The organism is Streptomyces sp. AP-93 (assembly GCF_022808175.1).
In the GTDB taxonomy this organism is placed as follows: Bacteria; Actinomycetota; Actinomycetes; order Streptomycetales; family Streptomycetaceae; genus Streptomyces.
This window is the reverse complement of sequence record NZ_JALGBX010000006.1, coordinates 279303-301129: the sequence shown is the minus strand read 5'-3', so window position 1 is coordinate 301129 and position 21827 is coordinate 279303. Positions and strand designations below refer to the sequence as shown.

Genomic DNA, 21827 nt, shown 5'->3' with positions numbered 1-21827 from the left:
TTACATTCGCTGCATGAGGAGCCTCAGCTGAGTGCCCAGCTCCGCCTCTGTGCCGTCGTTGATCAGGACGTCCTCGAAGGGCCAGCCCGTGAGCGCGTTTTCGCTGACGTGGTCCGAGGGCACGATCAGCTGCTGGCCGGGCCTCACGATGTTGATCACGAAGCCACCCCGGCGAACGATCTCCGCGGCTTCGTTGGGGAATCGGACGTCAGTGATGACCGTGGGGCCCCAGGTCGCGGCGTCGCCGAACAAGGCGTCGACCCAGACGTTCGCGCCGAGAACGTTTCTGCCGGCCTCAGTACCGCACCTCTGGAGGTACGCCCGCACTTCAGGGTGGGCCGACTTGGCGTAGCTCCAGCCGTATCGGTCAACCTCGTCGGCGAGTGGGAAGCTCCCGTTGATCTCGTCGTCCACGGTCCACGGGTTGACGGCGTACAGGAAGTCCTTGACCTTGTCAGCGAAGGCGCGGCGTTGCCAGCCGATCTCAACGAGGGCCTTGGCTGCGGTGTCCTTGCCTGAACCAGCAGCGCCGGCCAGTCCTATCAGGGCGATGGGGCGCTCCTGGTCCCCAAGGAGGTCCACGTCGGCGTCCGACAGGACAGAGACCCAGTTCTGTCGGCTGGGCTGCGCGCCGGGGTTCGCATCGACGTGTAGCCGGAAGACCTGGCGGCGCGGACCGTCCCATGCCGCAGTCTTCACCTGAGGATCGGCCACGAGGTAGCCCTCGCGAGTAACGGTGATCCCTCGGGTATCCCGGCCGGTGGCGCGGACTCTCTGGCCAGCCTTCAGTGCGATCTTCATCTTCATCTTCAGATTTCCCTGCTGTCGATAAGGCGGTAGAGACCTGGCGCTCGAACACAGCCACGGCAGACGTCGCAGTCACAGTGGTGGAGACAGAGCGAGCAGCCGGGCTCGTCGCAGTACGGATCGGGCCCGTGCCAGGTGTGAGAGGGGTCGGGTTCTGGGCATCCCCACCCGCCACAAGAAGAGTCCCTCGACCAGGTCGGATACACGATGTGCTCACGCTGGCCGATGACCCCGTGCGCGACGTGCTCGCCAGGACAGTCGGTACGGGAACGGTCCCCGCCGCCTTGGGTCAGGAAGGCAGCCCTGCATCGGGTGCACTGGAGGCGACCCTCGGGGCGAAGCCGGAGGAGATGCTTCACTGGGCATCCTGCGCGGGCCGACCGTAGAGCCGCCCGCAGGAGTCGACACCCCACGTGTGGCCGGGGTCCAGCCACAGGTCGAGGGCGGCGTCGATGTCTGATCCGCAGCTGGAGCAGGAAAACTCCCCGCTCGGGACGGCGTACAGGAGTCCTCGACCGCAGGGTCCGCACCAGACGTAGTCCACCCCGGCCTTCACGCGGGGACCTGCCGCCGACCGACGTGCAGTGCGAGGGCCTGCTTGGCCACGGTGACCGCCCAGTCGAATCCGTAGTGGCCCCAGCAGGCGTCTATCTCTTCCCAGGTGGACATGATGGCGCCCTGGTCGTCGGCGCGCAGCCAGTCGACGACCTCTTCGACGATGTAGCCGTACACGTCTCCCTCGGCCCACGCCTGGTACTCGGCGCGCTCGGCGTCGAGGTACGCCTCGGGCAGCATGCCGAGGTCTTCGGCGTCCTCGCGCATCAGGTACCAGAGGGACACGGGTCCTCGTGCCGGCCGGGACTCGATGACGATCGCGTTGTGGAAGATCCGGGCCCAGCGGGTGAAGGTCTCGATGCCCTTCCACCGGTTCCAGCTCACGCGCTCCCACGCTTCGGCCAGGGGACCGCCGCTCTTGTCGACGGGGACGTACTGGCCGAGGTGGGTGTCGATGGTAATCACGTGCGCCAGGTGGTCGAAGTCCTCACGTGGGTTGCGGGCGTCCTCGTCGGGGACCAGGCGGACGCGGAAGCGGCCGTCGTTGGTGGTGGCGATGGCCTCGGTCATGGTTCTCCGTACGGGTCAGAGGGTCGGGGCGGGGAAGTGGATGTCGCAGGACGTACGGCGGCACGGCCGACCGAGGGCGGTGATGAACTGGCGGTGGGCCTCGAAGGCTTCGGTCAGCCAGTCGTCGCCCTCGACGAACTCCGGTCGCTTCTCGGCCCACAGAGCGCGGACCTTGGCGACGTCGGGTATCTCGTAGAACTCGCTGGCGCCGTGCTGGCGGATCAGGTCGATCCAGGAGGCTCGGACGCGGTCGTATCCGCGTCGGGAGTGGTCGTATCCGGAGGCGGGGTCAATATCCTCGATCGCGACGCCGGAGGCGATGCAGACGCCGGCGCGGGCGTCGGCCATAGAGGTGAGCCTGTCGGCCTCACAGACGGGGCAGTCAAGGGGGCTGCGGGCGTACTGCATGAGCAGGAGGTTCGCGTGCATGGTCTCTCTCGGGTGCTCAGGCGGCGAGCACGTGAACGGGCTCGGCAGGGGTGGGGGTGTAGATGTCGGCGAGGTACCGGCGGAGGTGGTCCTCCCAGTGCTGGGAGAGGAGGCTGCCGATGACGACGGCGCTCATCGGTGGGGCGACGACGTCGCCGATCTGTTGCGTGCAGCTCGACCGGGAGCCGGTCCATGGGTAGCCGGGGCGGAAGCCCACCAAGAGCGCGGCCTCGTCGAGGCTGAACGTCCTGTCCCTGTTGTTCTCCCAGTACCAGCCGCGGATCTTGCTGGTGATGCCGGTCGCGGGCTTGTCCGCCGACCAGCAGTTCCCGCCCGCCGTCTTCCGGACCCCTCGCGTATTGACGCGGATGCCTTCGGGCCAGCCGAGGGCCTGGGCGGCGGTGGTGGTCGGCATGGGCGCCTTGGGTGTGAGGGCGTCCATGTCGACGTAGGCGTGGCGGGCCGCCATGAGGAACACGCGCTTGCGCCGGGAGGCGAGGCCGTAGTCCACGGCGTCGAGGACGCGGTACTCGGCGCTGCACCAGTCCGCCGACCACAGTTCTTCGCGCAGTCCGTCGAGGATGAGCTCGGGCAGGGCCGAGCTCTGCTCCATGGCCAGCCAACGGAGGTTGTCCCACTGGGCGGTGAGGGTGAGCGCCCAGATCAGCACCTCGGCGACAAGGCCGATTCGCTCGTCCGTCATGTCGGCGATCGGGGCGCGGACCTCGTCCAGGGTGAGCAGGGGGCCGGTGAACCCCGCGTAGCCGTCCCAGTCGGGGTTGTTGCAGATGAGGCAGATGTCCTCCACCTCGCAGGCGTCGCAGTCTGCGCTGTCGTGCCAGTGGCCGAAGGTGGCCTCGAACGCCGCCGTGAAGATGTCGAGCAGCAGTTCCTGATTGCGGGGGTCGAGTCCGGCGCGCTTGCCAGCCGGTGACCAGCACTGGCAGGGCGCGGAGACGATCAGCCCGCGTACCCAGCGCAGCGCCAGGTGCTTCGGGTCAAGGGAGCGGACGTCGGCGATGATGCGCCGGAACCCTGCTGCGCAGGCGGTTTCCGAAGCTCCCTTGTGCATCTCGACGCCCACGGTGTCGAGTTCGTGCCGCAGGACGTCCCGTACGCCGACATCCCAGCCTCCAGGTCCGGCGAAGAGATTGACGACTCGGTCGGGGTCCCCTGGCTTCGGGGGGAAGAGCCAGTGGACGGGCCAAGGCGCGGCGATCTCCGCGAGTTCTTCCGGCGTCTTGCCGGAGAGGTCCAGGTCGTCGGGGACGCCAAGCGCTCCGGCGGTGTCGAGGCGGGTCAGGGACATCAGGCCACGCCCATGACGTTGACGGATGGGGCGAGGGTGATCACGGCGTTCCCTCGGCGTAGGCGGCTATCCGGGCGTGGAGGTCTGTGATCTTCGCGTCGGCCTTGCGCAGCTCGTCGCAGACCTGTCCGCGGTGCGCCTCGGCGTTGCGGAGGTCGTCTTCGAGCTCCAGGCGCTCGCTGATCCGGCGCCAATGCGGATGCTGCGCCTCGAACCGGTCGGCAGCCTCCTCGACCATCTGGTCAAGGCGCCGGTCTGCGGCCGTACTGCTGCCGAGTTCCTTGCCCTCGGCGTTGGTGTACTGCCCGCTGCTGCACCGCGGGGAGTCCCAGCGCCAGCGGCCCAGCCTGCTGACCTGCTGGTCCAGGGATCGGATGCGCCTGGACCCGACGCGGTAGTACCGGCCTCGGATCTTCAGGAAGCCGGGCTCGTCCTCGTCGGTCGAGGAGCTGATGGCCAGGCGGGAGTACACGGGGCGCACCCGCTCGCTTCCCCAGGTCTCCTCCGCCGTCTTGGCTGGGAGGACCGTGACGTGGAGGTCTCCCTCGGGGAACGCGTACGTGGCGTGGTGGGTCATGGAGGTCTCCGTCGGTCAGGCGGGGGTGGTGTAGGGCAGGCCGGCACGGAGGGCGGCTTCGAGTTCCTTGGCCGCGCGCTTGAACTGGCCGAGGGCCTCCATCGCGAGGGCCCAGTCGCCCGTGGGGAGGTCGCGGATGTCGTCCATCCAGGACAGGCATGCGTGCGGGCTGAGGAAGTGCAGCAGGGTGCCGTCCGTGTCCACGACGACTACTTCGGCGGGATCGAACCAGGCCGTGTCGAGGTCGAGGAGGTGGCCGCAGTGATCGCAGAGGAAGAGGCCGGAGGGCTGGGCCCCATACGGGCCGATGCCGCAGTCGCGGCAGGTCATCGTGCTCATGGGTGTCCCTTGGCGGGCGCCCGCCCCGTGTCCTTCGACGCGCGGGGCGGGCGCTGACTTGATGTGTGGGGTCAGAGGTCGAGCTGAGTAATGAGCTCGGTGACGAGCTGCTGCTCGTAGGCGCTCAGAGGGGCGCGCGCGGCCTTCGGCTGTTCCTTGAACCAGGCGGCCGGCCAGATGGCGGTGGGGAGCGCGAGAATCAGCGCTTCGGCAACGTCGGCCAGGTTCAGCCCGGCAACGTGCTCGTCTTCCCAGGACCAGGTACGGCCCGGCTCGGGCTCCTGGCGCATCGTCTCGATGGCCTCGTTGAGATCGCCGACCAGGTGCTTGACCCGGTCGCTCATGCGGATGTCGCGGTCAGTGGACATGGACGAGCCGCACCACTTCCGAGGTCTGGATCTCCTCGTAGACAGGGTCGAGTTCGTCCACCGACTCGTTGTCGTTGATCCAGTCGCACAGGCCGGCGTCGTCGAAGACTGCGCCGTCGTCGTCGAGGAACTCCTTCGGGACGTCTATCTCCAGCTCGACGTCACCGTGGGTGGTGCGGGCGAGGGTGAACTTCACGAGCTTCTTCACAGGTCCGTGCCGTACACGTCGGTCACGTCGCGGGTGATGTCGTGGGCGTCGTCCGTATCGAGCTTCTCGATCCAGGCACCCTCGTTCTGGTCAAGCCAGTCCTGGAGGGCTTCGTCGTCGTAGGCGATGTCGGCGGGCACCTCGACTTTGGCCTCCACGTCGGTGGTCGTGGTCTCGATGACCTCGAAGCGGACGGTCAGGTTGACCATTTCGGGCTCGGCTACGGTCGTCATCTCGTGGTCTCCAATCGGATTCGGATGCGGCAAGAAGTGCAGGTGAGGTCTTCGTCGAGGAGCTCGGGCACAGCTCGGCACTCGACGCAGGGTTCGGTGTTCATCGCGGGTTGAAGACGTAGACGCCGCCGTACGCGGGCTCGGCGTGCAGGCCACTGGAGAAGAGCTCTTCGGCGGCGCGGTCCCAGTCGATCGAGTTCCACGGCCAGCGCGTCATGCGCTCCTTGTCCTCGTCCTTGGAGGTGTCCTCGGCCCACTCCTGGGCGTAGTGCCCTTCGGACTGGTGAAATCCGCGGTACTCGTTGCGGAAGCGGTCGACCCAGTGGGCGTTGTCGACGTCGTCGCCCCACTCGGCGACCCAGGCCGAGAACGGGCCGAGCTCGTCGTGGGTGAGGCCCTGGAGGGCTTCGGCTATCTCGGCGGCGTGTGCCGGGGAGCACTCCCCCTCAAGGGCGCCGTGGAACTCATCGTGGTCCGTCACCCACAGCTCCTCGTGGTCCGTGGGTCCGCCGTGCAGGTCTTCGGGGGTGACGAGGTCGCCCGTGTCGGCGTCGTACCAATCTCCAGTCAAAAAGCCAGAGTTGTAGCAGGCCAGGCAGCAGATCCAGACGCGCGGCTGGACGGTCATGGACAGGGTTGGGGCCATGTGGTCCTCGCTGTGGGATGGGGCCGCCGGGCCAGTCGTCTGGCCCGGCGGCGGGTGTTAGCGGCTGGAGTTTTCGAGGACGGGCCACAGCTCCCGTGAGCGGTAGGCGCCGATGGACTTGTGCAGGTCGTCCAGGGCGCCCTGGAGGTCACGGACGCACGAGTCACACAGGTACTGCCGGTTATTCGGAGAGCGGGTGTACGGGCCTCGGCGGCCGGTGGCCGGGCCGCACAGCTCGCAGAGCCCTCCGCCCTGGATGTGCTGGAAGACGACGGTCTTGCGGCCGTTGTGCGGGCTGGTGCTCTCGACGTAGGCGTGGCCCTCGCGGGCGGCGGCCTGGAACGCCTGGCGGTAGCCGTGGTCGTGCCAGGTGCCGCCATGCCTCCAGGCCCCACACGAGCCGTCGTGGTCCTCGGGCTGCTCGTATCCGCAGTCGCAGATGTAGAGGTCGTAGGGCCAGGTCACGTGGCCCTCCGCTGCAAGGGCTCCTTGGTGGGCCTGCCAACCAGCACGGTCGCAAAGTTGGCCATGACGACCATGGCCATGTGCTCAAGGTCCGGACCGCCGTCCGGCACGGGTGCTCCGAGCATCCGCAAGGTGGACAGGGAGCGGGCCACAAGACCGGCCATGCCGTTCGTGTCGACGAGCTGCGCGCAGAGATCGCAGGCTCGCCACCGTCCGTCGTTCAGGAGCGGCGTTACCACTCCCTCGTCACTCATCAGGGCGACGTGGGCCCGGTCTTGGGGGACATAGAGCCACCGGGCGCCGGGCAGGCCGCAGAAGTCACACTCGGACATCGCTCCGCCTCAGGCCGTCAGGGCGAGCTGAGACGTCTCGCCCTTGTAGTGGGAGTCGCCTTCGTCATCACTCTCGGCGTGGCACTCCAGCCACAATTCAGCCGCACGCAACTCGTCGTGGGCCTTGAGGAAGTTCGCGAGGCGCTCGACCTCCCCACAGTTCAGATGCTCGGCGACACCGGACGCCAGCATGCCGTCGTCGAGGAGGTCCACGAGGTCATCCGCTGCGGAGCGCAGCGCATAGAGCTCGGCTTCCAGGGTGCCGACGATGTCGGCCGCGATGGTCAGCGCGACGACCGTGGTGTCACGGTGGGCACGCATGACACCCCAGGGATTCATGAGACGGCGAAGGCGGGAGTGCTCGGCAGGCATGGTCGTGCGGTTCCTGAAGGTCGAGGTGAGGCGCTTGAGGGCACGCATGTGTGTCACTCCGGTGGTGGTGGGGTCGTCTACAGGCAAAGCAGGGGCGGGGTGATGAGGGAGAGCTCGGGCTTGACCTCCTGGACGGAGATGCCGTGGGGCTCCCAGAAGCCGCAGTCGGGATCGCCTTCGCACAGGCAGTCGCGGCGGGAGGTCTCGACGAGGGCCTCGGCGCCGAAGCGGGCAAAGCTCAGGGCGTCGTCCCGGTCGTCGAACCGGGTCTCCTCGCGGTGGTCGTGGGTGACGACATATCGGTCCTTGCCGGTCCGCTGGATCTCCCAGAGTCCGAGAAGGTCGGCGACCTCGTTCCAGACACGGACCTCGTACGGGCGGGTGGTGGTGCGCATGTGTCCTCGTATTCGGGTGGAGAGCCACCCCTCCCCGGGGGGGGAGGCACGGGGAGGGGTGGCGGTTCAGGGGAGGGGTCAGGCCGGCATGAGGGCGAGCTGCCCGGAGATCTCGTTGCGCAGGAAGTCGCGGCCCAGCGTGAGGAAGTGCTCACCGCGGCCGTGGTCGTACGCATCACGCACGCCGTCCCAGTCGGCCCAGCCGTCCGAGTCCTGGTACTCCAGGTCCCACAGGAGCTCGGAGGCGCGCTCGACGATGCTCTGGTGATCGGCTTCGGTGTCGTACGGGTAGTGCAGCTTCACGTCCTCCAGGGCCTCGTCGAGGTTCGCGTCAAAGACCTGGTGGCGCTGGTCGTAGTAGTCGTCCTCGTCGAGGAAGGGGTGATCGTGCTTGATGAACTCCGCCAGGGCGACGGCCGCTCGGAAGGCAGGGGTGTACGTACGGGTGCTGCGGCAGTCCCCTTCACACTCATCCCCGTGGCAGAAGTCGACGAAGGGATCACAATCCGGCCGGCACTCCTCGGTGTGAGTGCCAGGGCAGCCCTCGGGGCAGCCGCCCTCATAGACCTGGACGAAGAGCTGGGCGTAGTCCCAGGCGCTCGTGCCGCGCCCGCAGTCATACACCTGCTCGTCGGAAACCACGGTGTCCGTGCGTCCCTCGTCGGCAGCCGTGCGGATCTGGTCGCGGGCCACTTCGAAATTGCTCTTGTCGCCGATCCACCCAAAACGGTCGTCGTGCCAGGTGAACATCTCTACGTGTGTCGGGGTGTCCTCATCGGAGTACGTCCCCGTGCGCCAGGAAGGCCAGGAGCGGTGCGCGTCATCGAGCCGGGCCGCGTACTCGGCCAGCGCGTCATCAGTCGGGGTGTCGAGACTGCGGTACATGGTCCTCTTGATCCGGCCAGGACGGGCGCCCCTTCGTGCCTCCTACACAGAAGGAGCACCCATCTAGTTACACTCTTACATTGAGACGTCAGATCACGTCTGACTCTTCGAGCTCCACACCCTCGACGCGAATGTCGGAGTAGGCCCAGACGAACCCCGGCAGGTTCGGCGCGTCAGCGTCCACCGCAGCGCGAACGGCGGCCTCGATCACGTCGCGCCCATCCCGACTCCGGAGCCCTTCGTACGTGATGGTGATGGTGACGTCGGCGCGGTACTCGTCAACGATCGGGGCAAGTTTCAGGGCTTCGAGGATCTCATTGGCTGCATCCTTGGAGATCTCGTCAGCCTGATGCGAGGCAAGGAGCTGCTCGCGCACACTCCCGCGGAACTGGCCGGCCTCACGATCGGCTTCCTGGTAGAGCCCCTCCCATCGCCCAGCCTCACCCTTGTAGTGATCGCGCAGTCCGATCAGCTCCGCGACCTCCAGGCCGTGATCGGTGGTCAGGTCGTTGATCACCTCGCGAAGGAGCTCGAACGCGTCCGACGCGTCCCGCAGCTCCCTGCGGGTGCCGTCCAGCTCGTAGGCGATGGCGAAGTTGCGCTCGCTCAGATTGCAGGCCATCTCGAAGAAGGAGAGGTCGCCAAGCGGGTGGTCCTTGCAGAGGTTCACAGCCATGTTTCTCCAATCACAGGCCGAGCTTTGCCCGGCTCCGTACCGCAGCGCGAACTGCACTGCGATCTCAGCCGCGCCGATTTAGTTACACTCTTTCAATCAGCGCGGCGTCAGCGCCTCCCGGTGGCTTCGCACCTACGCCCAAGGCGTCCGGGAGGCCCGGCCCGTAAGGCCGGATGTTCAATTCGAGTGATTTGGGTGAGGCTCACTCGACGCCTCGTTCACCGTCCACCGTTCTGCCGTCCACGTTCCGCGCGCCTCACTTTCGAAGTGCGCGGTCCGCGTCCCTCACTTTCGAGGTTCGCGGTCCGTTTCCGGCCGTCCGATGGACGGTGAGCCCTAGCGCCCCAACTACATTCCTGCCGACCGATTCCCTCGACCTCCTGCACACCGCACCGCAGGGCATCCCACGGGGCAGCACAGCGAGTTGAGCCGAGAAGACCGGCGCCCGACTGCTACCGACTGGATAAGTCGATACGGGCAGCGTTCCTTTCACCTGGGGTGGCTGTACCCGAAGGGGTTCTCGATGCCGTCCGATCGCGCTTCCATCAAGCGGCAGGATGCCCTGCCTACGGTCGCACTCTCATCCGGGCCGTGGTCGCCCTTCCTTCACCCCCGACGCCTGCCTCTCGGCGGTATCGGGACGGTGGTCGTACTGTCCGCTCAGCGGCATGTAGGCCAGCAGGCGGGGAGTGTGTGCGCCGTTCCGGACGGGCCGGTCTGGCGTTGGCTCCGACCCTAGTGGGCCTCGACCAAGTTTCGCAACTCTTACATTCGCTTGGCTGCGATCCACCGTTCCGTTCCCTCGGCGGCGCCGCTCATGCGGCCCGTTCTCGGCTTCCCGGTCTGGCGTTGGGTACGAACCTAGTGGATCGGAACCCGGTTTCGCAACTCTTGCATTCGCTTCGAGCGCCTGCCCCCACCCCATCCGGCCTGCCGTGTGGCTGGCGTTCCGTGGTGGCGACATGGAGAACACTACGGACTGAGTGACACTCTTGCAAATCCACGCCCAAAGTCGCAGGTCAGAAGGGGTTTCGACCCTGCCCGTAAGGCCCCTGAGTGGCGCCGTGAGGCCCGTTCTCGGCCTGTTCCTGCCCTCCCCCGGGCCCTGTCTGCCGTGCCCTGAGTCGGGCGCCTGTCTGCCTTGGGGGGTGCGGGGGGTGAGTGCCTGCACGACGCGCGGAGGGTAGCGCACGGGCCGTCAGCAGCCGGAGGCGGGAGCAGGGCAGGGGTGGGGGGTGACCCCCGGTATACGCGCACGCGGACCGCCACGTCTTAGCAGCTCGAATTCCGCCACGGTTCCAGGGTCGTTCGTGAGACCAGCACGGCGCGGATGGCCAGAAAAAGCGCAGGTCAGAACCCGTTTGGAAGGCCGGAGCTCGCCGCAAACATGCGCCAACGCGGGCGATCCACCCGCCGGCATCACCGCCGCCAGAACAGCAGCCGGCGTCGTCTCTGCTGTGCTCTGCGCTTCTTGGTCCAGGCCGCCCGTTCCTTCTGCCTTTCGTCGATCTCGGGAAAGTGCTTCAGCGCCTCCGCAAGCACCGCGACGGACGGAGCCAGCTTCGCCCCCATCCGGTCCAGGGAGAAGAGCTGGTTCTCGAATTCTGAGCTGGGCTGCGGCAAGCGATCCCCGCGAGCAACGGCCGCGAGGCTGTCGAGCGCATCCTGCACCCACACCTTCCGCACCTCGATCGAGGAGTGGCCGCCCAACCGCAAGAAATGGAACTCTCGGACCATCTCTAGGTTGTCAGTTACGCGCTGTCTGAGCTTGGCGTTTCGCAGCAACGCGGCATCAGCCAACAGACGGGTGGCTGGCTCGATCGCCGTTCTCGGATGCCCGTCAAGGTCGCGAAGGGTGATGAGTTCCTGGTACAGGGCCTGTATCTTCGCTAGCTCCTCGGCCTTCCCCTGGTGTTTCCGGGCGTACCCAGCCTGCGCAACGTGACCGAAGTACCCAAGAACCGTCGCCAACCCCAACATCAACGCCTCTGTCATGAGACGTCATTGTGCCGGTAGGCGTGACGAGCCAAGCGCCGGATTTGGTATCAGCGTGCTCGGATGGCGGAGGTAGGGGTCGGCGAGTCTTCAACCCACCCCTACCCGTGGTCAACTAGGCCGCCTGAGCCTCGCCGAGGTATCGGTACCCGGAACGCTCCGAGCAGCCAAGTCGCTCTGCCAGCGTCTGCCCCGTGATCTTCTCGCCGCTGGCCTTCATCGCTGCGATCGTGGTCTTCACGACGGCAAGGGGAACGGCCTTCCGTTGGGTCCGCTGGCGGCGCGGCTTCGACTCCGCGGTGGCGGCCTCTGCCAGTTCCTCTGCAATCTCGTCGACCAGGTCAGCGACGTCGGCGGCCAGCTCGTCAACGATCTCTGCCAGTTCGTCGTACCCGTTGGCGACGCCGTGGCTCTTCGAGAGGAGCTGGCGGCCTGCCAAGTCAAGGGCCTCCGCCAGTTCACCCGCCAGGTAGGCAGCCGTCTGTTCGACTTCCCGCACGCGGTCCCAGGCCGCCAGTTCCTCGGCCGGCATGGCTGCCATGTGCAGCATGTGTGCCACGACCAGCGGAGGCACCGAGGAGACGACTGCCACCAGCAGGGCGGAGGTCGTCATGTACCCACGGTCAATCAGGTGTGCCACCACCTGGGCTGACAGTGCCAGGGCGAGAGCGACCCCGGCGCCGATGGTGGCAGTGACGCGTCCCGGCGCCTTGGCAAGGTGGCGCTGGGTGGCAATGACGGCGGCGCACGCGGCGTAGGCGGAGACGCAGACCGGCATGAGCCAGGTGATCCAGCCCTGCCAGCCTGCGATCTCTGCCATTCGGATTTCGCCGGGCACCGACATAACGAGGGCTGCCACCAGAACGAGGGGCCTGCCGCCGACGAAGACGGCCTTGGCGTACCAGGGCATCTTCATGTTGGTCATCGCTTCGCCCCTCACGCGGCCATGGCGGCGCGGCAGCGCTCGCGGCCCTGTCGGGCGGTGGCCAGGTCATCGAGCGTTGGCTCCGGCTCAGCGGGCGCGGTTCCCGCCAGGAGCGCGGCGGCCCGGTCGAGCTCTGCCTTGCAGGTGGCGCACACCTCACCGTGGCGGCCGAGCGGGAAGGGTGCCCGGCAAACCTCGCAGCGGTCACGGGTGTCCGGAAGCGGCTTGGACTTCGGTGCCGGCCGCTCGGGCATCTGGTTCTTGAGGCGGTAGGAGATCAGCGCGGCGGCGGAGTCGACGTTCTCGGGAAGGCGGGCCATCAGCGCGGCGGTGATCTTCGCAGCGTTGTGGCCCTCCGCCAGCCAGGCGGCGGCGAGCGGGGCCAAGCGAAGGACCTCGGTTGTGCTCAGCTTCAGGCGGGGCTCGATCCCGCCGAGGTGGGCAAGCGCAGCGGCGGCCTGGCCCGCCTCGGCGTCAGCCGGGGCGTGGTCGTTGGTCGTGTCGGAGGCTTCTTCCTCCTCCTCGACGTCGGCCTCATCGGCCTGCTGCGGCGCCGGGACGGGGAGGAGGTTCTTTCCCTGGTTCTTTATCCCCTTGGGAGAATCGCCGACGCTCCGAGCACTCGGCTCACCGGCCGCCGGGATGCGGTCCATCGGAAGATCAGAGATGTGGGACTGGGTTCCCCAGAGCCCGGTCTCGGGGTCCTGGCCGCGTTCCCGCCGCAGGTACCCCGCGCTCTCCAGCGCGGTGAACGCCTTCGCGACGGCTCGCCGGCCTTCCTCGACCTGGTCGGTGATGGTGTCGATGGTGGCCCGCGTACCGTCCGGCAGGGACAGGAGCGTAACGAGCAGGCCCCGGGCTGTGAGGGACAAGCCGCGGTGGCGTGCGGCGGCATTGGGCACGACCACGAAGGAGGTGGTGTGCCGGTTACGATGCACTCGCATCTAGAGGTCTCTTCTCTAGGTGAAGACCCCGGCCTGGTGTTACCGCACCGACCGGGGTCGTTTACGTTCTGTGCTCCGCACCGTATGACAGAGTGTGACTCCAATGCAAGACTTGACCACACGGCACCTCGGGGGTCATGGAAATAGTGTGACTGCGATCACCGTCTGATCGCTTCCAGAACTCGCGGCTGCCTCCGTATATATGAGTAGAGGGGCAAGCCTCCTGGGGCTTCCCTCTGAGGGCGCCTCCGGCGCCCACCCTTCGAAGCCTCCTTCGCCGCTGCCCCCTACCGGGGGCGCCTGTCGCAGCTCCTGTTCGCCGCTGCGCCATCCCTGACGTAGGAGGCTGATGTCCTGGACTACGTCTGACCGAAGGCTTCGCCTGCCGCCGAACTGGCCGCAGCTCCGACGCCGCGTCCTGGTCAGGGACGGCCATCGCTGCACAGCCAGAGATCAGTACGGCGTGCGCTGTGTCGAGCCCGCCACCGACGTAGACCACGTCCGGCCCGGTGACGACCACCGCGAGGCCAACCTCAGATCGCTCTGCGGGTGGCATCACCGGGCCAAGTCGTCCCGCGAAGGAGCCGCCGCGAAGGCGGCCAGCCGCAGACGCCATGACCGCAAATTCCGTCGGACCGAGGCCCACCCGGGCCTGCTGTGACCGCGCAGAGCTCCAGGCCGTGAGCCCGTCGAGCCGCGCCGGCCCCTGAGGAACCCTCCCCTCGGGGGCCCATGACTTCTCTGGAGGTGAGCAAGGTGCCCGGCCCCGTACCCAACCGCGAGTCAGACCTTGCTCGCCCCCGCGAACGCAAGGGCAGTGACGTTCAGCCCGTGACGCGAGGCGTTGCCCGGCCCACGAAGGTGCCGAATGCCGATCGCTCCTGGCACCCCATCGCGAAGCGCCTGTGGGACTCCCTCAAGACGAGTGGCCAGGCCGACTTCTACCAGGATTCAGACTGGGCGCTCGCCTTCTCCTTGTGCGAAGACCTCTCGTACTACAAGAAGGCCGGCAAGCGCAGCGGCCAGATGCTCCAGACGATCTACAGCGCATTCGAGAGGCTGCTCGTCGCCGAGGGGGACCGGCGCCGCGTGCGCGTGGAGCTGCACGAGCCGGAACCTGAAGTGCAATCCGCGGCGGTACTCGCCATCGCTGACTACAGGCAGGATCTCGGGCTCGCCTAGTGAGGTCTGGCCCACGCAAGACGGACCGACCACCGAGGGGAGGTGAGCCCCATCCCAGCCCTCACAGCAGAAGAGATCGACGCTCTCGAACCGAGCTTCCTCGGCCCCACCTGGCAGAAGGAACCCGACGGCTCCTGGAAGCTGCCCGAGCACACTCTCGGGTGGCAGATCGCAGGTTGGGCCGCAGAGTTCCTCAACGCCGAGGACGGCGGCCCCTGGCGCTTCACGCGCGAGCAGCTCCGCTTCGTCTTGTGGTGGTACGCGGTCGACGAGAACGGCCGCTTCATCTACCGCAAGGGAGTCCTTCAGCGCCTCAAGGGCTGGGGCTTACCGGCAAGGACCCGCTCCTCGCCGTGGTCTCCCTCGTCGAGTTTGTCGGCCCCTCGCGCTTCTCTCACTGGGAAAACGGGCACCCCGTTGGCGTTCCGCACCCACAGGCGTGGGTTCAGATCGCAGCTGTCAGCCGCGATCAGACCCGCAACACCATGACCTTGATGCCGTCCTTGATCTCGAACAAGCTGATCTCGACGTACGGCATCAAAGCAGGCGCGGAGTTGATCCGCGCGAACGGCGGCCGGCAACGCCTCGAAGCGGTGACCAGCAGCTTTCGCGCGCTCGAAGGCGGGCGCGTCACCTTCACCGTGTTGAACGAGACCCACCACTGGGTGACGGGCAACAACGGCGACCGCATGTACGAAACGATCGACGGCAACGCCACGAAGAAGGACTCGCGGTACCTGGCGATCACGAACGCGTTCCTCCCCGGCGAGGACAGCGTCGCGGAGAAGATGCGTGAAGCGTTCGAGAAGATCCTCGACGGCCGCGCAGCGGACATCGGCGTCATGTACGACTCGATCGAGGCCCACCCGGCGACGCCCTTGACGCCCGAGGCGATTCGCATCGTTCTGCCGAAGATCCGCGGTGACGCCATCTGGCTGCGGGTCGAGACCATCCTTCAGTCGATCCTCGATACGACGATCGCGCCCAGCCGCTCCCGGCGTATGTGGCTCAACCAGATCGTCGCCAGCGAGGACGCTCTCTTCGGTCCCGCCGAGTGGGACGTCCTACGCGACGACTCGAAGGTGCTCCAGCCCGGCGACGAGATTGTTTTGGGGTTCGACGGCGGTCTCCGCGACGACTCAACTTGCCTCGTAGCACTGCGCGTTAACGACATGTACGCCTGCATTCTCGGCATCTGGGAGAAGCCCGACGGCCCTCGCGGCGACGACTGGACGGTTCCCCGGGCACAGGTCGACAGCGCTGTGCACGAGGCATTCCGCGCGTTCGACGTGAAGGCGTACTACGCGGACGTAGCGCTCTGGGAGAGCTACATCAGCGAGTGGTCCGATGCCTACGGCGAGGGCCTGGCCGTGAAGGCTCCAGGTAAGGACGCGATCGGCTGGGACATGCGTGCGTCCCTGAAAGCATCGACCATGGCGCACGAGCGCCTCATGCGCTCCATCTTCGACCGCAAGCTAGTCCACGACGGCGACCGCACGCTCCGCCGGCATGCACTCAATGCACGCCGCAGGACGAACAACTACGGCATCTCATTCGGCAAGGAAGGCCGCGAAAGCCCGAAGAAGGTCGACGCGTACGCCGCGCTCATGCTCGCGCACGAGGCCCTGGTCGACCTACGCGCCCGAGGCAAGAAGGTCCGCAAGAGGACCGGCCGCGGCTTCTTCCTTTAACCAATTCGCAAGAGTGTAACTTAGGTGGTGATCGCGTGGCCGTGCCAACTTCCCCCGCTGCGCTCGCACGCCAGCTCCTCGCGATCCTCAATCGCGACGGTGACCGCCTGCGGCGGATCGACGACTACCTCCACGGCCGCCACGCCGACCCCTACATGCCGGCCATGGCGGATGACGAGTACCGACTGCTCGCCAAGCGGTCCATCTCCAACTGGCTCCCCCTGCTGGTCGGAACCCCCGCGCAGGCCCTGTACGTCGATGGCTTTCGGCCGGGAATGGTCGCGGGCGGCCTCCCCGCCCAGGCCGAAACCACTTCGGACGAGTGGGCACACTGGCAGCGGTCTCGGCTTGATGCCCGACAGGCAGCCGTCTATCGGGGTGCACTGACGTACGGGCACAGCTTCACCGTGACCGAGCGCGATTCCGCGGGCCGGGTCCGGACGAAGGGCCTCTCCGCCCTGAAGACGGCCGCCCTGTTCGAAGACCCGGCGAACGACGACGTTCCGCATGCGGCATTGACGGTGATCGCCTGGCCATCCCCCGAGACCCTGGGCCGGGCCCGGATGTGGGATGCGCGCGAGGAGTTCACGGTCAGCTTCAAGAGCCTGGACGACGCCAAGAGCATCACCGTGTCCCGCGTCCGTCGGCATGGTGCTGGCGAGTGCCCCGTAACCCGCTTCGCGGCTCTCGTCGACCTCGAAGGCCGCACGCTCGGTGTAATTGAGCCGATGATTTGCCTACAGGATCGAATCAATCAAACGATCTTCGATCTTCTCGTCGCTCAGACCTATGCCAGCGTAAAGGTGCGCACGGCAACGGGAATGGCGCCACCTATCCAGCGCGATCCGGAGACCGGTGATCCCACTCTCGACGAGCAGGGTAATCCGATACCACTTCCGATCAATCACAACGCCAGGCGATTCCTTTTTGCCGAGGACCCTGACGTCAAATTTGGAAGCCTGGACGAAACCCCGCTCGGCGGTTTTATCGATAGCGTCGATATGTCCATCCGGCACCTTGCCGCGGTCAGCCAGACCCCACCGCATCACCTTCTAGGCCAGATCGCCAACTTGAGCGCTGAAGCCCTCCTGGCTGCGGAAACTTCCCTGAGCAGAAAGATCGCCGAGTTCCGGACAGCCTTCGGGGAAAGCTGGGAACGAGTCTTTCGGCTCGCCGCCGAGCTCTCCGGACGCACAGGCGCCGAGGACTATCAGGGCGAGGTTATCTGGCGGGATATGGAGTCCCGCTCTCTGGCCCAGGCCGCGGACGCGCTGGGCAAGCTTCGCGAACAGCTCGGAATTCCTGCAAAGGGACTTTGGCGCCGTGTACCTGGTGTCACGCAAACCGAATTCGAGGACTGGGAGGAGCTGGCCGAGGACGAGGATTCCGTCGGACAGCTCGCTTCGGCCCTCACCCGAGCCACTACGGATTCTCGAAGTGATACCTACGCGGAAGCCGCCTGATGTCGGAAACGAGGCAGGCGGAGTCCGAAGAGGTGTCCGTCGCCTACAGCGTGGCGCTGTCTCGGATCGGCGCCGCGACCACGGCGGATGCCCTGGCCTTGTGGGCCGAGGTACCCGTCGTGCAGCGGGGCGCGACTGCCGGGGGCTGGCTGCGCCAGGCGATCACGCTCGTGATGGGCCGGAGGCGCCAGGCGCGCGACCTGGCCCGCGCGTACTACCGCCTGGCCCGTGCACTTCAGACGGGCACGACGGTGGCCGACCCCTATCACCCCGAGCCTGCATACGTGACCCTCGGCGACCTCCGCCGCGAGTTCGCCGCGCTGGCCGGCCCCCACGAACCACCCCGCACAGAGCCAGACGAAGCCGCGACCGGCGAGCCCGGGGAAGCCTCGCCTGCCTCCGACCGCGAGTCAGGCCACACCAGCGAGGAAGCCCAGGCGGCTCCCGACCTCGATGAGGACCAGGTGCTCGACGAAGAAGGCGACGACTGGGAGCGAGTGCTCGTCGAGGAGCTCGACCGTCTAAACGAAGACGAGGAGCGCATCGAAAGAGAGGCAGAGGAAGAGGTCCGGACGGTCCTGGAGGCCCTCGGAACCGAGAACCTGCACCGCCGTGTATCCACGATCGACGACCAGCAGTCGGCCCGGGATGCTGACCGGCAGCGCGATGACGCACATCGTCAGTCCGGGTCCCAACAGGCCGCCGCGGCCGGGCGGGTGGCGATGAACGGTGGCCGATCGGCAACCTGGAACCACATGCAACGAGACGGCCGGGCTCTCGGCTACGTACGTCTCAGCCGCACGGGTACACCGTGCGGCTGGTGCGCGATGCTCATCAGCCGGGGCGTTGCGTACAAGAGCGGCCTGTCGGCCCAGTTCAAGGACGGCGACCTCTTCCACGACCGCTGTCACTGCTACGCGGAGCCGATCTTTAGCCGACAGCAGTACGGCTCCGCTGGCCTCTTCGCCCTCAACCGGGAGTACGAGGCCCTGTGGCCCCAGGTCACCAAGGGCCACACCGGCAAGGGCGCCGTGAGCGCCTGGCGGCGTTTTATTCGACAGAAGCAAAGAGCCGCAGCCCAGGAGGCTCGGCGCGCAACCCCCACACCCCCGGAGGCGTGACCCTGTCCGAACAGCCCCCTGCCCCGACCGACGAACAGAAGCCCGACGAAGCTGGGTCCGCAGAGACACCGGCCGGCACCCCGGAGGACGAGCTCCCAGACTGGGCCCGCAAGGAGTTCAGCAAGATCCGGGGCGAGGCCGCTTCGTATCGCACCCGACTCCGGGACGCCGAAGCCCAGCTCGGTAACGCCAAGACCGCTGAGGAATTCGAGGCGGCCCTCGCCGAAGTAACGGCGAAGAACGCGGAGCTGGAGCACTCGCTCACCGTTGGCCAGGTCTCCCGGAAGTACGACCTGCCCCAGGAGCTGACGAGCCGTCTGCGCGGTGCCACCGTGGAGGAGCTGGAGGCGGATGCCAAGGCTCTTCAGGCTCTCCTCGCCCCGAAGGTGCCCGAGCAGCTCGGCGGCGGCCTGACGCCGTCCGACGATGACGACGGAGAGATGGACCCCCGCGCCCTCGCTCGGCGCTTCCGCCGCAGCTAACGCATTGCACAAACGTTCCCCTTAACCCCCGTGTCGTGTGGCCGGGGGTTTCCTTATGCCCCCGGAGTTGCATCACTTGCCCACCGCTCAGCACCAGGTAGTAAAGCCTCAGAAGCTCGTCAACACGGCCGTGGGAATGCTGGAGCAGGAGCTCATCATTCCCAATCTCTTCCGCAAGGAAGGCGTTGACCAGTTCAAGGGCGCGGACAATGACACCATTTCCGTGAAGGTCGAAGGCGTTCTCCCCTTCCACGACTACGCCTTCCGAAACGACCGGTCGCAGCCGATCCAGTTCGACGAGTACAGCGAACGCAAGATCGCTGTAACTTTCGGCGGAAACTCCTACTCAGCCGTGAAGCTGACCGACGAGCAGAATGACTTCGACATCACCGACTGGTCGAAGCTCCTGCGCCCGCAGGTCCGCGCCGTCGGCCGCGGACTTCAGCGGCGTGCCGTGAAGACCCTGACTGGCCAGAACTACAACGTCACCATCGGTAACGTCCAGCAGAACTTGCGCGGTGCCCTCATCGAGGCTCGCCGCGTCCTGAACCGCTTTCACGCTCCGGAGGAGAGCCGCTACCTCCTGGTCGGCAGCGAATTCGAGTCGGCACTTCTGACCGACGAAAAGCTGAACCTGGCACAGAACGTAGGCGACTCCATCGCCGAGTCCGCGCTTCGCACCGCCACCCTTGGCGAGCGCTTCGGATTCAGGATCGTCGTCGACCAGACGATTCCAGCAGACACGGCTTACGCATTCGCGTCCTCCGCTTTCATCTTCCTTTCGGGCGCCCCCTCCGTACCGCAGTCCGTTCCGTACGGCGCCACGACTTCTTTCGAGGGTATTGCCCTTCGCTGGATTCGCGACTACGACTCGCTGTATCTCCAGGACCGCTCCGTCGTGAATACCTACAACGGCTTCCGAAGCGTCACCGACGTTCTGGTTGGCTGGGACGACGTGGCCGAGAAGGAGATCATCAGCTCGCAGGAGCACTTCGTGCGCGGGATCAAGCTCCAGCTCGACGGCAAGTCGGATTACCCGGCGGCGGCTTCCGAACTGGCGAAGATCACGGGCATCAGCGACGCCAAGGTGTGGACCCCGGCCGGCATTAAGCCGGAGACCGACCCGGCGAACGCGTAGTTCATGGCGTACGCCACTCTCGACGCGCTCAAAGCCCGGCTGGACTGGGACCTCGACGACGACGAAGCGCGCATCGCCACAGCAGCCCTTGAGGACGCCTCCGACCTTGCCGTGACCTACGGTCGCGACTGGCCGGAGGCGTCGGTCCCTCGGCTCGTTCGTACGCTGGTCCTGAAGGCGGCTGCCCGCTACATGCGGAACCCCCACGGATACGTGCAGAGCCGGGCAGGCGACGAGACCCTGGCTTGGTCTGACGCCCACGGCCGCGACGCCGGCACGGTCTACTTCACCCGCGAGGAAATCCGCCTTCTTGAGGATCTCGGCGGACGGCGCCCGACGTTGACCAGCGTCGTCGTCAGCGCGTGGGGAACCAGGGACCGCCCCCACCGGGCCAGCCCCGTTCCGGTGGACTACGGCGGAGAACCCTTCCCCCTGTACGCGGAGGAGGTGAGTCCCTGGTGAGCCTCCAACGTCGTCGCGGGCAGTCCGCCCGCATCTGGAAGACGACCACCATCACGGACAACCGCGGAAACGAGGTCGTGGTCGCGGATGCGGACGGCCCCCATCAGGTGCGGGTCGCTGCCATCCCGCAGCGCTCGGCCCGAGCCGAAGTGCCCGGCCAGCAGCAGATCAACGTGGTGAGGCTCATCGTCGACCCGCACCTTGACGAGGTCACCCTCTGGTCCCGCGTGGAGTATGCGGGCCGCCAGTGGGACATCGTCTCGCCTCCGGCCTACCACCACGGAGACCGCCGCGCCCGGCACTGGAGCATCGACATTCGGGAGCGGCCCTGATGGCGAAGGTCTACAAGAGCGTGGGCGGCCGGAAGCTGACCAAAGTCCTCGCCCTCAACGAAGCCGTTCAGGCGGAGCTCGACGTCCGCACCTTTGAGATTGCCGTTCGCGCGGAGGAGCTGCTTGTCCAGCACCGTGCAGACGGTCACGCCCGGATCGATATCGACGAGGGCAGAGTGGACCGCTTCGTCGTACTTTCCGACGAGCGTGGCCAGAAAGCCGCGCTGAGCATCGAGTACGGCCGCCAGGCCAGCGTCGTCGTCCGCAAGGACAAGGACGGCAACGACTACCTCGACGTCGTCCCGCCCATGGACGGCCTTTACGTCCTGGCCACCGCCGCGCACCTGCCGAAGAAGCGGAAGGGCAAGGTGAAGGTCGACTAGTGGCCGGCATCCCCCCGACCATCAAGGCCTTGGCAGAGCTCAGCCCGGTTGAGGACCTCCTCCTTGCCGTTCTCCGCGAGGGCCTCCCCGGTATCCGCGTCCAATCCCTGATCAACCGCAACCAGCGTTTTCCGCTCGTCCTGGTCCGCCGCGACCCGAGCTTCGGAGCGTGGGACGGCGACACGCGCTTCACCGACTCTGCCCGGGTCGTCGTCAACTGCTTCGCCGAAGACCCCGACGGCGACCAGGACGCCGCGATCTTGTCCGAGGCCACACGCGTCGTCCTGCGCGACGCCTGGCTCAACAACGTCGTCGTGCCCGGTCGCGGTCACCTCACCCGCGTCGAGATGAACTCCGCCGGACGCCGCGCCTCGGACTGGGCCACGGCCACCGGCCCCGTCCAGTACGCCGACCTCCCCACCGGGGTGTGGCGATACGAGTCCATCTTCGACATCACGATCCGGAAGCCGCGCGCCCGCCCCTTCCCTCTCTGACCACCCCCGGCACCAGCCCGGCCCGCCCTTCGGCAGGCCGGGCTTTCGC

General features: G+C 66.9%; 29 protein-coding genes. 10 read left to right on the top strand and 19 right to left on the bottom strand.

Annotated features, from left to right (window positions below; genetic code table 11):
- From MTF69_RS13080 to MTF69_RS12990, 19 genes are all read right to left on the bottom strand, one after another.
- Positions 1 to 807: a hypothetical protein gene (locus MTF69_RS13080; protein WP_243333714.1), complete on the bottom strand. Its 807-nt coding sequence runs from the start codon at positions 805 to 807 to the stop codon at positions 1 to 3.
- 552 nt (positions 808 to 1359) lie between these two features.
- Positions 1360 to 1932, bottom strand: a complete 573-nt coding sequence (locus tag MTF69_RS13075) for a hypothetical protein (protein WP_243333712.1) — start codon at positions 1930 to 1932, stop codon at positions 1360 to 1362.
- A 15-nt stretch (positions 1933 to 1947) separates the two neighbouring features.
- A complete protein-coding gene (locus MTF69_RS13070; RefSeq protein ID WP_243333710.1) occupies positions 1948 to 2361 on the bottom strand; it encodes a hypothetical protein in 414 nt (137 codons plus the stop codon).
- Positions 2362 to 2377: 16 nt separating this feature from the next.
- Entirely contained in the window at positions 2378 to 3670 is a 1293-nt protein-coding gene (locus MTF69_RS13065; RefSeq protein ID WP_243333708.1) for a DNA cytosine methyltransferase, read from the bottom strand.
- Between the two features lie 40 nt (positions 3671 to 3710).
- Positions 3711 to 4247 (bottom strand): hypothetical protein, encoded by a 537-nt coding sequence (locus tag MTF69_RS13060; protein WP_243333705.1) that lies wholly within the window; start codon positions 4245 to 4247, stop codon positions 3711 to 3713.
- 15 nt (positions 4248 to 4262) lie between these two features.
- Positions 4263 to 4586 (bottom strand): hypothetical protein, encoded by a 324-nt coding sequence (locus MTF69_RS13055; protein WP_243333702.1) that lies wholly within the window; start codon positions 4584 to 4586, stop codon positions 4263 to 4265.
- Between the two features lie 71 nt (positions 4587 to 4657).
- A complete protein-coding gene (locus MTF69_RS13050; RefSeq protein WP_243333700.1) occupies positions 4658 to 4954 on the bottom strand; it encodes a hypothetical protein in 297 nt (98 codons plus the stop codon).
- Positions 4944 to 5162: a hypothetical protein gene (locus MTF69_RS13045; protein WP_243333699.1), complete on the bottom strand. Its 219-nt coding sequence runs from the start codon at positions 5160 to 5162 to the stop codon at positions 4944 to 4946. The genes MTF69_RS13050 and MTF69_RS13045 overlap by 11 nt, the downstream gene beginning before the upstream one ends.
- Positions 5159 to 5395, bottom strand: a complete 237-nt coding sequence (locus MTF69_RS13040) for a hypothetical protein (RefSeq protein WP_243333698.1) — start codon at positions 5393 to 5395, stop codon at positions 5159 to 5161. The genes MTF69_RS13045 and MTF69_RS13040 overlap by 4 nt, the downstream gene beginning before the upstream one ends.
- 100 nt (positions 5396 to 5495) lie before the next feature.
- A complete protein-coding gene (locus MTF69_RS13035) occupies positions 5496 to 6041 on the bottom strand; it encodes an antirestriction protein ArdA (protein ID WP_243333696.1) in 546 nt (181 codons plus the stop codon).
- Positions 6042 to 6098: 57 nt separating this feature from the next.
- The gene (locus MTF69_RS13030) at positions 6099 to 6506 is read right to left on the bottom strand and encodes a hypothetical protein (RefSeq protein WP_243333694.1); all 408 of its coding nucleotides are present in this window, start codon (positions 6504 to 6506) and stop codon (positions 6099 to 6101) included.
- Positions 6503 to 6838: a hypothetical protein gene (locus MTF69_RS13025; RefSeq protein ID WP_243333692.1), complete on the bottom strand. Its 336-nt coding sequence runs from the start codon at positions 6836 to 6838 to the stop codon at positions 6503 to 6505. Before MTF69_RS13025 ends, MTF69_RS13030 begins: the two co-directional genes overlap by 4 nt.
- A 9-nt stretch (positions 6839 to 6847) precedes the next feature.
- Entirely contained in the window at positions 6848 to 7159 is a 312-nt protein-coding gene (locus tag MTF69_RS13020) for a hypothetical protein (RefSeq protein ID WP_243333691.1), read from the bottom strand.
- A gap of 128 nt (positions 7160 to 7287) precedes the next feature.
- A complete protein-coding gene (locus tag MTF69_RS13015) occupies positions 7288 to 7605 on the bottom strand; it encodes a hypothetical protein (RefSeq protein WP_243333689.1) in 318 nt (105 codons plus the stop codon).
- A 78-nt stretch (positions 7606 to 7683) separates the two neighbouring features.
- A complete protein-coding gene (locus tag MTF69_RS13010) occupies positions 7684 to 8490 on the bottom strand; it encodes a hypothetical protein (protein ID WP_243333688.1) in 807 nt (268 codons plus the stop codon).
- An 88-nt stretch (positions 8491 to 8578) separates the two neighbouring features.
- Positions 8579 to 9166, bottom strand: a complete 588-nt coding sequence (locus MTF69_RS13005) for a hypothetical protein (protein WP_243333687.1) — start codon at positions 9164 to 9166, stop codon at positions 8579 to 8581.
- 1419 nt (positions 9167 to 10585) lie between these two features.
- Entirely contained in the window at positions 10586 to 11161 is a 576-nt protein-coding gene (locus MTF69_RS13000) for a hypothetical protein (protein ID WP_243333684.1), read from the bottom strand.
- Positions 11162 to 11276: 115 nt separating this feature from the next.
- Positions 11277 to 12086 carry a helix-turn-helix domain-containing protein gene (locus MTF69_RS12995; RefSeq protein ID WP_243333682.1) on the bottom strand — a complete coding sequence of 270 codons (810 nt, stop codon included), beginning with the start codon at positions 12084 to 12086 and terminating at the stop codon, positions 11277 to 11279.
- An 11-nt stretch (positions 12087 to 12097) separates the two neighbouring features.
- Complete coding sequence (locus MTF69_RS12990; protein WP_243333681.1) at positions 12098 to 13030, bottom strand: helix-turn-helix domain-containing protein; 933 nt, start codon at positions 13028 to 13030, stop codon at positions 12098 to 12100.
- An 861-nt stretch (positions 13031 to 13891) separates the two neighbouring features.
- On the opposite strand from MTF69_RS12990, the gene MTF69_RS12980 reads away from it, so the two are divergent.
- From MTF69_RS12980 to MTF69_RS12935, 10 genes are all read left to right on the top strand, one after another.
- Positions 13892 to 14212, top strand: coding sequence for a hypothetical protein (locus tag MTF69_RS12980; protein ID WP_243333677.1), 321 nt, complete (start codon positions 13892 to 13894; stop codon positions 14210 to 14212).
- Positions 14213 to 14565: 353 nt separating this feature from the next.
- The gene (locus MTF69_RS43380) at positions 14566 to 15903 is read left to right on the top strand and encodes a terminase (RefSeq protein ID WP_243333675.1); all 1338 of its coding nucleotides are present in this window, start codon (positions 14566 to 14568) and stop codon (positions 15901 to 15903) included.
- A gap of 35 nt (positions 15904 to 15938) precedes the next feature.
- Positions 15939 to 17366: a phage portal protein gene (locus tag MTF69_RS12970; protein ID WP_243333673.1), complete on the top strand. Its 1428-nt coding sequence runs from the start codon at positions 15939 to 15941 to the stop codon at positions 17364 to 17366.
- Positions 17366 to 18487 carry a hypothetical protein gene (locus MTF69_RS12965; protein ID WP_243333672.1) on the top strand — a complete coding sequence of 374 codons (1122 nt, stop codon included), beginning with the start codon at positions 17366 to 17368 and terminating at the stop codon, positions 18485 to 18487. Before MTF69_RS12970 ends, MTF69_RS12965 begins: the two co-directional genes overlap by 1 nt.
- On the top strand, positions 18484 to 18969 hold the full coding sequence (locus MTF69_RS12960; protein WP_243333670.1) for a hypothetical protein: 486 nt from the start codon (positions 18484 to 18486) through the stop codon (positions 18967 to 18969). The genes MTF69_RS12965 and MTF69_RS12960 overlap by 4 nt, the downstream gene beginning before the upstream one ends.
- 136 nt (positions 18970 to 19105) lie before the next feature.
- Positions 19106 to 20107 (top strand): hypothetical protein, encoded by a 1002-nt coding sequence (locus MTF69_RS12955; RefSeq protein WP_243333668.1) that lies wholly within the window; start codon positions 19106 to 19108, stop codon positions 20105 to 20107.
- A 3-nt stretch (positions 20108 to 20110) separates the two neighbouring features.
- Positions 20111 to 20569, top strand: a complete 459-nt coding sequence (locus MTF69_RS12950) for a hypothetical protein (protein ID WP_243333666.1) — start codon at positions 20111 to 20113, stop codon at positions 20567 to 20569.
- On the top strand, positions 20566 to 20901 hold the full coding sequence (locus MTF69_RS12945; protein WP_243333664.1) for a phage head-tail adapter protein: 336 nt from the start codon (positions 20566 to 20568) through the stop codon (positions 20899 to 20901). The genes MTF69_RS12950 and MTF69_RS12945 overlap by 4 nt, the downstream gene beginning before the upstream one ends.
- Positions 20901 to 21284, top strand: a complete 384-nt coding sequence (locus MTF69_RS12940) for a DUF5403 family protein (RefSeq protein WP_243333661.1) — start codon at positions 20901 to 20903, stop codon at positions 21282 to 21284. The genes MTF69_RS12945 and MTF69_RS12940 overlap by 1 nt, the downstream gene beginning before the upstream one ends.
- 29 nt (positions 21285 to 21313) lie before the next feature.
- Positions 21314 to 21778 (top strand): hypothetical protein, encoded by a 465-nt coding sequence (locus MTF69_RS12935; RefSeq protein WP_243333660.1) that lies wholly within the window; start codon positions 21314 to 21316, stop codon positions 21776 to 21778.
- Positions 21779 to 21827 lie beyond the last annotated feature (49 nt).